At 63.3% G+C, this 12,625-nt stretch carries 11 protein-coding genes; 4 read left to right on the plus strand and 7 right to left on the minus strand.

What is annotated here, in order from left to right:
- The first annotated feature begins 53 nt into the window (after positions 1 to 53).
- The 3 genes from ACMGGN_RS08295 to ACMGGN_RS08305 all read left to right on the plus strand — a co-directional run bounded on the left by ACMGGN_RS08295 (position 54) and on the right by ACMGGN_RS08305 (position 3,297).
- Positions 54 to 1,268: a YeeE/YedE family protein gene (locus ACMGGN_RS08295; RefSeq protein WP_414156661.1), complete on the plus strand. Its 1,215-nt coding sequence runs from the start codon at positions 54 to 56 to the stop codon at positions 1,266 to 1,268.
- Positions 1,269 to 1,377: 109 nt separating this feature from the next.
- Positions 1,378 to 2,352: a quinone oxidoreductase family protein gene (locus tag ACMGGN_RS08300; protein ID WP_174141131.1), complete on the plus strand. Its 975-nt coding sequence runs from the start codon at positions 1,378 to 1,380 to the stop codon at positions 2,350 to 2,352.
- Positions 2,353 to 2,376: 24 nt separating this feature from the next.
- Entirely contained in the window at positions 2,377 to 3,297 is a 921-nt protein-coding gene (locus ACMGGN_RS08305; RefSeq protein WP_174141132.1) for a LysR family transcriptional regulator, read from the plus strand.
- A 60-nt stretch (positions 3,298 to 3,357) separates the two neighbouring features.
- Here ACMGGN_RS08305 and ACMGGN_RS08310 read toward each other — a convergent pair whose 3' ends face one another.
- The gene (locus tag ACMGGN_RS08310) at positions 3,358 to 3,687 is read right to left on the minus strand and encodes a hypothetical protein (RefSeq protein WP_046786072.1); all 330 of its coding nucleotides are present in this window, start codon (positions 3,685 to 3,687) and stop codon (positions 3,358 to 3,360) included.
- A 75-nt stretch (positions 3,688 to 3,762) separates the two neighbouring features.
- Positions 3,763 to 4,413: a DUF998 domain-containing protein gene (locus ACMGGN_RS08315; protein ID WP_174141133.1), complete on the minus strand. Its 651-nt coding sequence runs from the start codon at positions 4,411 to 4,413 to the stop codon at positions 3,763 to 3,765.
- A gap of 223 nt (positions 4,414 to 4,636) precedes the next feature.
- Between ACMGGN_RS08315 and ACMGGN_RS08320 the strand changes: the two genes are divergently transcribed.
- On the plus strand, positions 4,637 to 5,386 hold the full coding sequence (locus tag ACMGGN_RS08320; RefSeq protein ID WP_046786073.1) for a FadR/GntR family transcriptional regulator: 750 nt from the start codon (positions 4,637 to 4,639) through the stop codon (positions 5,384 to 5,386).
- Between the two features lie 180 nt (positions 5,387 to 5,566).
- Here ACMGGN_RS08320 and ACMGGN_RS08325 read toward each other — a convergent pair whose 3' ends face one another.
- The 5 genes from ACMGGN_RS08325 to ACMGGN_RS08345 all read right to left on the minus strand — a co-directional run bounded on the left by ACMGGN_RS08325 (position 5,567) and on the right by ACMGGN_RS08345 (position 12,460).
- On the minus strand, positions 5,567 to 7,147 hold the full coding sequence (locus tag ACMGGN_RS08325) for an aldehyde dehydrogenase (NADP(+)) (protein ID WP_174141134.1): 1,581 nt from the start codon (positions 7,145 to 7,147) through the stop codon (positions 5,567 to 5,569).
- A gap of 117 nt (positions 7,148 to 7,264) precedes the next feature.
- Positions 7,265 to 8,818: a galactarate dehydratase gene (gene garD / locus ACMGGN_RS08330; protein ID WP_119687096.1), complete on the minus strand. Its 1,554-nt coding sequence runs from the start codon at positions 8,816 to 8,818 to the stop codon at positions 7,265 to 7,267.
- Between the two features lie 76 nt (positions 8,819 to 8,894).
- Positions 8,895 to 10,256: an MFS transporter gene (locus ACMGGN_RS08335; protein WP_012314665.1), complete on the minus strand. Its 1,362-nt coding sequence runs from the start codon at positions 10,254 to 10,256 to the stop codon at positions 8,895 to 8,897.
- 102 nt (positions 10,257 to 10,358) lie between these two features.
- The gene (kdgD, locus tag ACMGGN_RS08340) at positions 10,359 to 11,270 is read right to left on the minus strand and encodes a 5-dehydro-4-deoxyglucarate dehydratase (RefSeq protein WP_046786077.1); all 912 of its coding nucleotides are present in this window, start codon (positions 11,268 to 11,270) and stop codon (positions 10,359 to 10,361) included.
- A 380-nt stretch (positions 11,271 to 11,650) separates the two neighbouring features.
- On the minus strand, positions 11,651 to 12,460 hold the full coding sequence (locus ACMGGN_RS08345) for a gamma-glutamyl-gamma-aminobutyrate hydrolase family protein (RefSeq protein ID WP_046786078.1): 810 nt from the start codon (positions 12,458 to 12,460) through the stop codon (positions 11,651 to 11,653).
- Positions 12,461 to 12,625: the final 165 nt, after the last annotated feature.

Here is a 12,625-nt window from a genome sequence, read left to right on the forward strand (position 1 = left end):
TCGAACCCTGGCGCTATAATCGCCCCCCGTTTTACAGTAATCCGAGCATTCCGATGGGTCTTTCCGCAACCGCAACACCCGAATCGCGCCGCCTGGGCGCCCCCTTGATTGCCTTGGCCCTGCTGCTGGCTGGTGCCTGGTTCCTCAACCTCAATGCCGGGTTCAAGCAGGTACTGCTGCTGATCGTCGGCGCCGCCCTGGGGCTGACGCTCTACCACGCAGCGTTCGGTTTCACCTCGGCCTGGCGCGTATTCATCAACGAACGACGAGGCGCCGGCCTGCGTGCGCAGATGGTCATGCTGACCCTGGCCGTGCTGCTGTTCTTCCCGGCGTTGTCGGCTGGCAGCCTGTTTGGCAACCCGGTGACCGGGCTGGTGGCGCCAGCCGGGGTTTCTGTGGTGTTTGGCGCGTTCATCTTCGGTATCGGCATGCAACTGGGCGGCGGTTGTGCCTCGGGCACGCTGTTCACCGTCGGCGGAGGCAACGCCAGAATGCTGGTGACGCTGCTGTTCTTCATCATCGGCTCGGTCACTGCCACGCACCATGCTGACTGGTGGTTCGCCTTGCCATCGTTGCCGGCCACCTCGATCGTCCAGGCCTGGGGGGTAGCGCCGGCGCTGCTGGCCAGCGTGGCGGTGTTCGCGCTGATCGCCTTGGCCACGGTGGTACTGGAAAAGCGCCGCCATGGCGCCCTGGAAGCCCCCGTGAGCAGTGAACACCAGGGCCTGCGACGCTTCATGCGTGGCCCATGGCCGTTGCTGTGGGGCGCTATTGCCCTGGCCTTGCTGAACTACGCCACCCTGGCCCTGGCCGGGCGCCCGTGGGGCATTACCTCCGCATTTGCCCTGTGGGGCGCCAAGACCCTCTCCAGCCTGGGTGTGGACGTCGGCAGCTGGGTGTTCTGGCAGGCGCCGGCCAACGCCAAGGCGCTGGCAGCGCCGCTGTGGCAAGACGTGACCACCGTCATGGACCTTGGCATCGTGCTGGGTGCGCTGCTGGCGGCTGGCCTGGCGGGGCGTTTTGCCCCGAGCCTGAACATCCCGCTTCGCTCGCTGGTAGCCGCAGTGATCGGTGGCCTGCTGCTGGGCTACGGTTCGCGCCTGGCTTATGGCTGCAACATTGGCGCTTACTTCAGCGGCATCGCTTCGGGTAGCGTGCATGGCTGGCTGTGGCTGGTTGCGGCCTACACCGGGAACATCATTGGCGTGCGTCTGCGCCCATTGTTCTTTGCCGGTGAGCGCCGGCCAGCGGCACTGACGGGCTGCTGATAACATTTTGCTTCATCGGGTGCAGGAATCATCTGCACCCAACCTGATTGTTCGATTCCTGCCGACTAATTAGCCTGAGTCGGTCTTTCACTCCCTCAAGGAATCGAACATGGCGACCCGAATTGTGTTGAGCGCTACCGGCGCTACCGACGTCATGCGCCTGCAACCCCTGCAAATCCAACGACCAGGGCCTGGCGAGGTCTGGCTGGAGCAAACCGCCATAGGCGTCAATCCGCTGGATGTGCTGCAGCGCCAAGGCGGTGCGCCGCTGCTGCTGCCATCGGGGCTAGGCCTGGAAGGTGCCGGGCGCGTCGTCGCGATGGGTGAGGGTGTACACAATGTTCAGGTCGGCGACCGTGTCGGTTATGCCACAGGCCCTGTGGGCGGCTATGCGAGCGGCCGGTTGTATCCTGCCGAGCGTCTGGTGCATCTGCCGGACGAGGTAAGCGATGAAGCTGCCGCTGCCATCCTGTTCAAGGGTATCACCGCACAATACCTGCTCAAGACGACTTACCCGGTCGGGCCCGGCACCCAGATTCTGCTTTATGGCGCCGCCGGTGCGCTTGGCCAGTTGATGGTACCGTGGGCGCGGCACCTGGGCGCAACGGTGATTGGCGTGGTATCCCGAGCGCAAAGCATGGCGCGCGCGCAGGCAGCGGGTTGCCACCATGTGCTGGTATTCGATGCTGCGACGCTGGCTGGTCAGGTGCATGAACTCACCCGGGGCCAAGGCGTGGATGTGGTGTATGACAGTGTCGGCAAGGTCTCGCTGCAAGCGTCCCTGGACAGCCTGCGCCTGCGTGGGCTGCTGGTATCGTTCGGTGCGACCACGGGCACCCCGGCAGCGATCGAGGTTGGCACCCTCAACGCTAAAGGCTCGTTGTACGTGACCCGGCCATCGCTGGCCGCCCATACCCGCACAGTGGAGGAATACCAGCAGCGCGCAGGCGACGTGCTGTCGGCAGTCGCCGAAGGTATCATCCAGCCACGGGTATGGCGCCGCTACCCGTTGGCCGAAGCAGCCAGGGCCCACGAAGACCTGGAGCAGGGGCTGTCGGAAGGGGCGCTGATTCTCACCACCTGACTGACCCAGCCACAGAGCCTTGCCATGGACGCCTTTGACAGCCGCCGCGCCGATGAACTTGCCACCTTGCTGGCCCTGCACGAGCAGGGCTCTTTCTCGGCCGCCGGCCGGCAGTTGGCGCGCCACCCCACGGTATTGTCCAAACGCCTCAGCGCACTGGAACAGCGCCTTGGCATTCGCCTGGTGGAACGCACAACTCGGCAACTGCGCTTCACCGATGAGGGCGAACGCCTGGTGGTGCGAGTGCGCGAGGCCAGCCGGCTGATAACAGAGGCAGAGGAGGAGGCCACCGAGGGTGCGGCGTCGGTGCGCGGGCGCCTGCGCCTGGCCCTACCTGCGGCGATGGGACGGCGTTGGTTGAGCGGCATGCTGGCGGACTTTGTCCTGGCCCATCCGCAGGTGACCCTGGAAGCCGAGTATGCCGACCGCTTCGTCGACCTGGTTGGGGAAGGTTTTGATGCTGCGATACGCATCGGTGAACTGGCCGACAACCGCCTGGTGGCCACTAAGCTCTGTGATCACGTCCGCATCCTCTGCGCCTCACCGGACTACTTGTCGCGCCAGGGCGAACCGACAAAACCAGAAGATTTGTCAAAACACAATTGCTTGGGGTTCAGTGGCTTACGATCATTTCCTGAATGGCGGCTCACCCGTGGAAACCTTCAGGTGAGTGTGAAGATCAGTGGGTCATTGCGCGGCAACGACAACGAAGCCCTGTTAGAGGCGGCGCGTCGTGGCGTAGGCATACTCGCTGGCGGTGACTGGTTGATGGGCGAGGACCTGGCCGCCGGTCGCCTGGTGCGGGTACTTGCGCAATGGGAGTTGGATGCGGCGGCCGGGATCTATCTGGTGCGACCATCGGCACGCTTGAACACGGCCTCGTTGGGGGCGTTCAAGGCATGGGTCGCGGAGCAGTTCAAGGAGGGCCCGCCATGGCGGCGCTAGGGCTGACCTGCTCCAGATAAAGCATTAAATAAGCTATATAAATTACTGATATATATAGTTTTATCGCTTTGCAACTGCATGCTGTACGCACTGCTCGTAGTAGGTCTGCTTGATGGCTGCCGGCTTGAGCCGCGAGCGACTGTTGTACGTCTGTTCAGTGATGCCGAAGGCGGTCATGCGCATCCATGGTTTGGCGAACCGGCGTACTTGTAGTTTCTTGCGCGTGGCATACAAGGTCACACCGGAAAGCTTGGCCTGCTGGGCCTCGGCGGCTATCTGCGAACCCCAGCCACAAACATGGCGATCGTTCTGGCTCAGCGCTCTGGCCTGGGCGCCGAAGGCAGTCGTGGCCAGCAGGCAGCCGGCCACCGTTGCTAGAAATACTCGCATGTTGCTGTCCTAAGCATCTGAAGGAGAAGGGAGTTTGCCTTCGCTTCAAGTGCCCGGGGGCCAGCACGTTGCAGGTCACGTGGTGGCGATGCGCAGGCGATTTGCCAGCGTCGGCCGCAGGCAGTGCAGAGCAAGCCCGGCTACCCAAACCACCGAGACGGCATAGTTCAGGCGTTGGTAAAGGCCGAACAACTGACCGTTCTGCGCCGCCTGGGCCATCAGTGTGGCACTGGCTATCGCAGCCACCACACAAACTAGTGAAAATGCCCCCAAGGCGCGCGAGCCAGCCACGCCTTTGCCGGCCCATACCCAAAGCGCACTGGCCAGGGTCAACGAGAGAAACATCAGCAAGCCGGACACGTTGTGCAGTTGCTGGGACAGGGAGGGTTGCGCAGGCGCACAGCCTTGATCGCAGGGAAAAAAGCCGGTGCCCAGGCTGCCGAGCCCATGCAGCAGTACCAGTGCCGCGCTGGCAAGGGCGAGCTTCGAGCCCCGCCAGCGCCGGGCCAGACCCCAGGCGAACAGGGTAAACAGCACAGCGAGCGGGAAGTTGTTGAGCAGGGGTGACCAGCGTTGGGTTGGGGCGCCCACCGCGCCTAGCTGGCTCATGGCCTGCTGCAGATGATCGTAGCCCGGGTAGGCTTGGGCGGTGAACCAAACGCCAAGCAGCAGCCAGAGCGGGATGATCAGCCCGCAGCAGAGCAGGCAGCGGTCGAAGGTTTTCATCAGCGGTTTTCCTTCCATGGAGTGACCAATCGATGCGTATACAGTACCGAGATGGATGCCGTCTGTCCTGGCCTCTTCGCAGGCAGGTCCGCTGCCGCACTCCTTATTTCTGCCATCCCCCTATGCCGGGGACGTTGTGTTGATAAATACCGCGTCTGGTGTATGTGATCGTACAACTGCTTGCGCTATCATGACGGCTGTCTTTCAAGGTGAAAAACAGGGCATGACAGAGCAACAGGTACAGGCAAAGACCCGGCGCAAGCCGCGCAGTCTGGCCCAGGAACTGGTCACGGTGCTGACCGAGCGTATTCGCAGCGGCCAGCTCAAGCGCGGCGACAAGTTGCCGACCGAATCGCAGATCATGGCCGAGGAGGGCGTCAGCCGCACCGTAGTGCGTGAGGCCATCTCGAGGCTGCAGGCCGCCGGTCAGGTCGAGACCCGCCATGGCATCGGCACCTTTGTGCTGGACACGCCTGCCACGGGGGGCTTTCGCATCGACCCGGCCACCGTGGTCACGCTGCGTGAGGTGCTGGCGGTACTGGAGCTGCGCATCGCCCTGGAGATCGAGTCGGCAGGCCTTGCGGCGCAACGGCGCAGCGATGAAGAGCTGGCAGGCATGCGTGCGGCGCTGGACGAACTCAACGAGGGTGCCGCCCATGCCACGGATGCGGTGTCTGCGGACTTCCAGTTCCACCTGCGTATCGCCCAGGCCAGCGGCAACCACTACTTTGCCGACATCATCAACCACCTCGGTACCAGCATCATCCCGCGAACCCGGCTCAACTCGGCGCGTCTGGCGCATGATGACCAGGCGCACTACATGGGCCGATTGATGCATGAGCACGAGGCGATCTACGAAGCCATCGCCCGAAGCGACAGCGAAGGGGCCAAGATGGCCATGCGCATGCACCTGAGCAACAGCCGTGAGCGGTTGCGCCAGGCGCATGCGGAGGCTGAGGCGCAAGGGGTCTGAATTGACCGATGGCTTTGCTGGCCCTATCGCCGGCAAGCCGGCTCTCACTGGGTTTGCGCTGAGCTTGAGAACAGCGGGATACCTTTGTGAGCCGGCTTGCCGGCGATAGGGCCGGTAAATCCAATGCAAGACTCAAAAGAAAGCCCCGCAAATACGGGGCTTTTTATTGCATCAGGGCATTCAGATCGCCCCGTCACTCCACTGCCCATTCACCAGGCGGCGCAGGCCCAGCGGGTTGTTGTCACGCAGTGCCTCTGGCAGTAGCGACTGCGGGTAGTTCTGGTAGCACACCGGGCGCAGGAAGCGGTCGATGGCCAAGGTGCCCACGGATGTACCACGGGCATCGGAGGTGGCCGGGTAAGGCCCACCGTGGACCATGGCGTCGCACACTTCCACACCGGTCGGGTAGCCATTGATCAGGATGCGGCCAACCTTTTCCTCCAGCAGCGGTACCAGCCAGGCAAATGCTTCGAAGTCTTCAGGCTCACCGATCAGCGTGGCAGTCAGCTGACCACGCAGGCCGAGCAGGGCGGCGCGCAGCTGCGCGTTGTCCTGAGCTTCAACGGCAACGGTAGTCGGGCCGAACACTTCTTCCTGCAGCAGCGGGTCGGCGTCCACCAGCAAACGGGCATCAGCCTTGAACAGTTGTGCCCGCGCCTGGTTACCTTCCTGAGGCTGGCCTGCCAGGTGTTCGATGCCGGCGTGGGCCTGCAGGTGCTCCAGGCCGCCCACGTAGCTGCGCAGACCACCGGCGTTGAGCAGAGTCTGGCCGGCTTGCTGGTTCAGGTGCTGGCCGAGGTCGGCGAGCAACTGGCTGAACTGTGGCGATTGCAGGCCGATCACCAGGCCCGGGTTGGTACAGAACTGGCCAGCACCCAGGCACACGGAGCCGGCCAGTTCGCGGGCAATGGCGTCGCCACGCTTGGCCAGCGCGCCGGGCAGAATGATCACTGGGTTGATGCTGGACATCTCGGCGAATACCGGGATGGGTTGCGGGCGTTCGGCGGCCATGCGGCACAGTGCATCCCCGCCCTTGAGCGAGCCGGTGAAGCCGACCGCCTGGATGGCCGGATGCTTGACCAGCCACTCACCGACGCCACCACCAAACACCATGTTGAATACGCCCTTGGGCATACCGGTGCGTTCGGCAGCGCGGACGATGGCCGCACCGACCAGGTCGGCCGTGGCCATGTGGCCGCTGTGCGCCTTGAACACCACCGGGCAACCGGCGGCGAAGGCTGCAGCGGTATCACCGCCTGCGGTGGAGAAGGCCAGCGGGAAGTTGCTGGCGCCGAACACGGCGACCGGGCCCACGCCGATGCGCATCTGGCGCAGGTCGACGCGGGGCAACGGCTGGCGTTCGGGCAAGGCCAGGTCGATGCGTGCACCGAGGTAGTCGCCACGGCGCAGCACCTGGGCGAACAGGCGCATCTGACCGCTGGTGCGGCCTCGCTCACCTTGGATGCGCCCGGCGGGCAGGGCGGTTTCACGGCAGACCACGGCGACGAAGGCGTCGTCCAGCTCGTCCAGTTCCGCCGCAATGGCGTCGAGGAACTCGGCACGACGTGCCGGGGCCAGCTGGCGGAATTCGGCAAAGGCCGCTGCCGCCGCTTGAGCCGCCTGGTCCACCTCGGCCTCGGTGGCTTGGGCGAAGCTGTAGGGCAGGGCCTCGCCAGTGGTGGCGTCCAGGCTCTGCAGGCGTTGCTCGCCAGCGGCGCTGCGCTGGCCGGCGATGAAGTTGTGGCCAAGAATCTCAGGCATGGTGTGCTCCTGTGTGTGGAAGGGTTGATCAGTGGATGTCGCATGACCTGTGGAAGCTGGCAAGCCAGCTACTACAGGCGGGCGTGTGCCATTGAAATACCGGGCAAGGCCGAACCATCAGGTGATTGGCGCCGGATTGAACAGGGTGATGTCGTTGTGCAGCCGGTGTTGTTCTGCCCAGGTCTGCTTGCGGCCGCTGGCCACGTCCAGGTAGTAGTGGAACAACTCCCAGCCCAATTCCTCGATGCTTGAGCGGCCACTGGCAATGCGCCCGGCGTCGATGTCGATCAGGTCCGGCCAGCGTTGGGCCAGTTCGGTGCGGGTGCACACCTTGACGACCGGTGCCATGGCCAGGCCGTACGGGGTACCGCGGCCAGTGGTGAATACGTGCAAGTTCATCCCGGCCGCCAACTGCAGGGTGCCGCAGACAAAGTCGCTGGCGGGCGTTGCGCAGAAGATCAGGCCTTTGCGGTTTACCCGCTCGCCCGGCCCGAGCACGCCCTGGATGGCGCCACTGCCGGACTTGACGATCGAGCCCAGGGATTTTTCAACGATATTGGACAGGCCGCCTTTCTTGTTGCCTGGCGTGGTGTTGGCGCTGCGGTCGGCCGCACCTTGCTGCAGGTAGCGGTCGTACCAGTCCATTTCGCGCACCAGCGCATCCGCGACTGCCTGGTTTTCAGCGCGGGAGGTAAGCATGTAGATGGCGTCGCGCACCTCGGTCACTTCCGAGAACAGCACAGTAGCGCCGGCCCGCACCAGCAGGTCGGCGGCATAGCCCAGCGCCGGGTTGGCGGTGATGCCGGAGAATGCATCGCTGCCGCCACACTGCATGCCCAGGATCAGCTCACTGGCCGGTACGGTCTCGCGGCGGCGCTTGTCGAGCTTCTGCAAGCGCGTCTCGGCCAGGCCCATGATCTGCTCGATCATTTCAGTGAAACCAAGGCTGGCATCCTGCAGGCGATACAGCCAGGGCTCGCTGAGGTCTACCGAAGGGTCGTTGTCGTGCATCACCTGGCCGGCCTGCAGTTTCTCGCAGCCCAGGCTGATGACCAGCGCTTCGCCACCCAGGTTGGGGTTGCGTGCCAGGTTGCGCACGGTGCGGATCGGGATGTAGGCATCACGGGCGTTGATCGCCACGCCGCAGCCATAGCTGTGGGTGAGGGCGACCACGTCATCGACATTGGGGTATTTGGGCAGCAATTCGCTGCGGATGCGCTTGACTGCATGTTCCAGCACACCGGTCACACACTGAACGGTGGTGGTGATGCCCAGGATGTTGCGGGTACCGACGGTGCCGTCAGCATTGCGGTAGCCCTCGAAGGTGAAGCCATCCAGCGCAGGCAGGGGCGCAGGTACGGCATCGCAGCGCGGCAGGCTGTCCAGTTCCGGGGCAGACGGCATGGCCAGTTGGCTCTCCTGCACCCAGCTGCCCTGGCGCAGGTCTTCCAGGGCGTAACCGATGATCTGCCCATAGCGCCGCACCGGCTCGCCTTTGGCGATGAGGACGGTGGCCACTTTGTGGCTCTGCGGCACGCCTTCTACAAGGGTCAGCCCATCGGGGAAGCGCGCGCCTTCGCCCAGGCCGCCATCGTTGACCACTACCACGACGTTATCGTCGTCGTGCAGGCGGACGTAGCGGGGCGAGTCGGAATGTTCGATCAACTGCATGTTCGGGCCCTGTTTGTGATGGTCTCAGGCTTTGTACATCCGCCCGCACCGGGATTGCCGGCGCGGGCGTGTTCACTCAGTGACGTGCGCTGGCCAGTTCGCCCGGGGCGGCAGGCTCAGCGTCTGGCTTTGCATCCTCACGCAACTCGATACGTTTGATCGGCCCGACGATGACCAGGTAGCTGAACACCGCTACCAAGGCGTTGGCGCCCACGTACACCAGCGCCCACTTGAACGAGCCGGTTGCGCTGATGATGTAACCAATGACGATCGGGGTGGTGATCGAAGCAATGTTGCCGAAGGTGTTGAACAGGCCGCCGGACAGCCCTGCGATCTGCTTGGGCGAGGTATCGGCGACCACGGCCCAGCCCAGTGCGCCGATGCCCTTGCCGAAGAAGGCCAGGGTCATGAAGCCGACCACCATCCATTCCGCCTCGACATAGTTGCAGAAGACCATGGTGGTCGACAGCAGCAGGCCACAGACGATCGGCAGCTTGCGCGAGAAGGTCAGCGAATTGCCGCGGCGCAGCAGCCAGTCAGACAGTACCCCACCGAGCACTCCGCCGATGAAGCCGCAGATTGCCGGCAGCGAGGCGATGATGCCCGCCTTGAGGATGGTCATGCCGCGCTCCTGCACCAGGTACACCGGGAACCAGGTCAGGAAGAAGTAGGTGATGGCGTTGATGCAGTACTGGCCCAGGTACACGCCCAGCAGCATACGGCTGGTCAGCAGTTGCTTGATGTACCCCCATTTCGGGCCGTCGTTGCCGCGCTTCTGGTCCATGTCCACCAGGCCGCCGTTCTGCTCGATGTGCTCGAGTTCTTGCGGGCTGATGCGCGGGTGTTGGCGCGGGTTGTAGATGGTCTTCAGCCACACCATGGAGAACACGATACCCAGTGCACCCATCACCACGAATACGTGTTCCCAGCCGAAGCTGAACACGATCCAACCCATGATCGGGGCGAACAGTGCGGTGGCGAAATACTGCGCGGAGTTGAAGATCGCCGATGCTGTGCCGCGTTCTGCCGTGGGGAACCAGGCCGCAACGATGCGGGCGTTACCCGGGAACGATGGTGCTTCGGCAAAACCAACCAGAAAACGCAGGGTGAACAAGGTGACGACCGCCCAAGCCACTGGCAGGCCGCCGACAAAACCCTGCAGCAGGGTGAACAGCGACCAGGTGAAAATGCTGAAGGCGTAGACATTCTTGGAGCCGAAGCGGTCCAGCAGCCAGCCACCAGGAATCTGGCCGGCAACGTAAGCCCATCCAAAGGCGGAGAAGATATAACCGAGGGTTACGGCGTCAATGCCGAGGTCCTTCTGCAGGCTGGAGCCTGCAATGGCGATGGTGGCGCGGTCGGCATAGTTGATCGTGGTCACCAGGAACAGCATGAACAGGATCAGGTAGCGCACATGCGTCTTTTTAGTCGCTTGCATGCTGGTAATACTCCCACTAGTTATTTTTGTGCGGGCTCACGAGTTGTAGCCGGAGTGGGGTGGCCCACTCCGGGTGCGGCGATGGCAGGCCGCGGGGGCCGCTTATTGCGGGCCCATCTTGTCCATCAGGGCTGCGAGCATTTCGTATTCTTCGCCAGTCAGGTCGGTCAGCGGCGTGCGCACCGGGCCTGCGTCGTAACCGGCGATCTTCGCGCCTGCCTTGACGATGCTCACGGCATAACCGGCCTTGCGGTTGCGGATGTCCAGGTACGGCAGGAAGAAGTCGTCAATCAGCTTGCCAACGGTGGCGTGATCGTCGCGGGCGATGGCGTGGTAGAAGTCCATCGCGGTCTTCGGAATGAAGTTGAACACCGCCGAGGAGTACACCGGCACACCCAGGGCTTTGTAAGCGGCAGCATACACCTCGGCGGTCGGCAGGCCACCCAGGTAGCTGAAACGGTCACCCAGGCGGCGACGGATCGACACCATCAGTTCGATGTCACCCAGGCCGTCCTTGTAGCCGATCAGGTTAGGGCAGCGTTCGGCAAGCTTTTCCAGCAGGTCGGCGTTCAGGCGGCAAACGTTGCGGTTGTATACCACCACCCCGATGTTGACCGATTTGCACACCGCTTCGACGTGGGCGGCGACACCGTCCTGGCTGGCTTCGGTCAGGTAGTGCGGCAGCAACAGCAGGCCCTTGGCACCCAAGCGCTCGGCTTCCTGTGCGTATTCGATGGCCTGGCGGGTGGAGCCACCGACGCCGGCGAGGATCGGTACAGACGTGGCGCAGGTGTCGACGGCGGTCTTGATTACCTGGCTGTACTCGCTGGCGGCCAGGGAGAAGAACTCACCGGTGCCACCGGCGGCGAACAGGGCGCTGGCACCGTACGGGGCAAGCCATTCCAGGCGCTTGATGTAGCCAGCCTGGTTGAAGTCGCCCTGGGCATTGAAGTCGGTGACCGGGAAAGACAGCAGGCCGTGGGAGAGGATGGATTTCAGTTCTTGTGGATTCATTGTTGTTGGCATCCTGTGGCGCTTGGGTGAAGTGTGTTGTTTTGCGTTGGAGGTAAGTTATCGTACAACTAGCGTGATGACTAGTCCATCCGTGGAAAATTTTTGGGGCACGTGGCCAATCGGGGATTTGTGGTGGGGCGGAATCGCGCGCGGCTCGGGATTGTAGGGCGCGGCGTCGCGCGATATCCCAGGCGCAGAAAACCTGACGACAACCATCTAAACAGTCATCGTATCTCTCGGGAGGGGAAAAACGATCGCGGAGACAGGCGCAAGCCCGCCGCCCGCATCCACGGGAAGTGTTCTGGGACCAGCAGAGGGTGACCGGGGAAGCGGGGGGCGGCCTTGCGCCGCCCCGCGATCAAAACTGACGAAGCTGAGTGTCAGGCGGCCTGTTGGCGCTTGATCTGGGATTTGCGCACCTGGGCGCGGCAGGCATCGCCGAAGGCCTGGAAGATCTTGATCGAATCAGGGTTCTTGGCCGCTTGCCACTCCGGGTGCCACTGTACGGCGAACAGGAACGGCGAAATGCTCGGGGCGTGAATCGCTTCGACCAGGCCGTCTTCGGCGTGGGCGATCGGTTCGATGCCGGTACCCAGGTTACGCAGGCCTTGGCCATGCAGCGAGTTGACGCGGATCTCGTCGGTGCCAAGGGCGTCGTGAAGCCAGCTGCCCGCCTTGATCTTCACGCCATGCACCTGAGCGTATTGCACGTCGACCGGATCTTCCGGGTTTTCCCGGTGGTCGTTGTAGCCTGGTTCGGCGTAAACCTTCTGGTAGATATCGCCGCCCAGGGCGACGTTGATTTCCTGCATGCCGCGGCAGATGCCGAAGATGGGCAGGCCACGTTTAAGCGCGGCCTTGACCAGCGGAATATCGAACAGGTCGCGGTTGACGTCCTGGCCTTTGCCTGGTGTCTGGTTTTCCTGGCCATACAGGCTCGGCTCGATGTTGCTGCCGGCACCGGTCAGGTATACGCCGTCGGCCATGTCCAGATAGGTCTCGAGGTCTTCGGTGCCACAGCAGGTGGGCACAAGTACCGGGACGCAATCAGCGAAATCGACCAGCGGGGTGATGTATTTGTGGGTCATGACCTGGTAGTCATGGCCTTTGCGCTCTTGGCTGCCCATGGTCATCAGGACGACGGGTTTGCGCAGGGAAGGTTGCTTGTTGCCAATGTTGCTGTTGGACATATGTCACCTTATGGCAGGTTCGACCTGCCGTTGTTGTGCAGGTGCACGGCGCGGGGCCTGGTGTGCTACCTGAAGCCCCGAGCACTGCCGGCTCGTCAGAGGCGACGATGCCGGTCGGGGCTTGTAGATAGCTTGCCAGAGCCGTTCGATATGTCAAACGACTGA

The sequence above is a fragment of the Pseudomonas sp. BNK-30 genome (genome assembly GCF_047456185.1).
GTDB lineage: Bacteria > Pseudomonadota > Gammaproteobacteria > Pseudomonadales > Pseudomonadaceae > Aquipseudomonas > Aquipseudomonas putida_E.

Coding starts and splice junctions, on each gene's coding strand:
- ACMGGN_RS08295 (WP_414156661.1), top strand. CDS start 54: ATGGGTCTTTCCGCAACCGCAACACCCGAATCGCGCCGCCTGGGCGCC.
- ACMGGN_RS08300 (WP_174141131.1), top strand. CDS start 1,378: ATGGCGACCCGAATTGTGTTGAGCGCTACCGGCGCTACCGACGTCATG.
- ACMGGN_RS08305 (WP_174141132.1), top strand. CDS start 2,377: ATGGACGCCTTTGACAGCCGCCGCGCCGATGAACTTGCCACCTTGCTG.
- ACMGGN_RS08310 (WP_046786072.1), bottom strand. CDS start 3,687: ATGCGAGTATTTCTAGCAACGGTGGCCGGCTGCCTGCTGGCCACGACT.
- ACMGGN_RS08315 (WP_174141133.1), bottom strand. CDS start 4,413: ATGAAAACCTTCGACCGCTGCCTGCTCTGCTGCGGGCTGATCATCCCG.
- ACMGGN_RS08320 (WP_046786073.1), top strand. CDS start 4,637: ATGACAGAGCAACAGGTACAGGCAAAGACCCGGCGCAAGCCGCGCAGT.
- ACMGGN_RS08325 (WP_174141134.1), bottom strand. CDS start 7,147: ATGCCTGAGATTCTTGGCCACAACTTCATCGCCGGCCAGCGCAGCGCC.
- garD (WP_119687096.1), bottom strand. CDS start 8,818: ATGCAGTTGATCGAACATTCCGACTCGCCCCGCTACGTCCGCCTGCAC.
- ACMGGN_RS08335 (WP_012314665.1), bottom strand. CDS start 10,256: ATGCAAGCGACTAAAAAGACGCATGTGCGCTACCTGATCCTGTTCATG.
- kdgD (WP_046786077.1), bottom strand. CDS start 11,270: ATGAATCCACAAGAACTGAAATCCATCCTCTCCCACGGCCTGCTGTCT.
- ACMGGN_RS08345 (WP_046786078.1), bottom strand. CDS start 12,460: ATGTCCAACAGCAACATTGGCAACAAGCAACCTTCCCTGCGCAAACCC.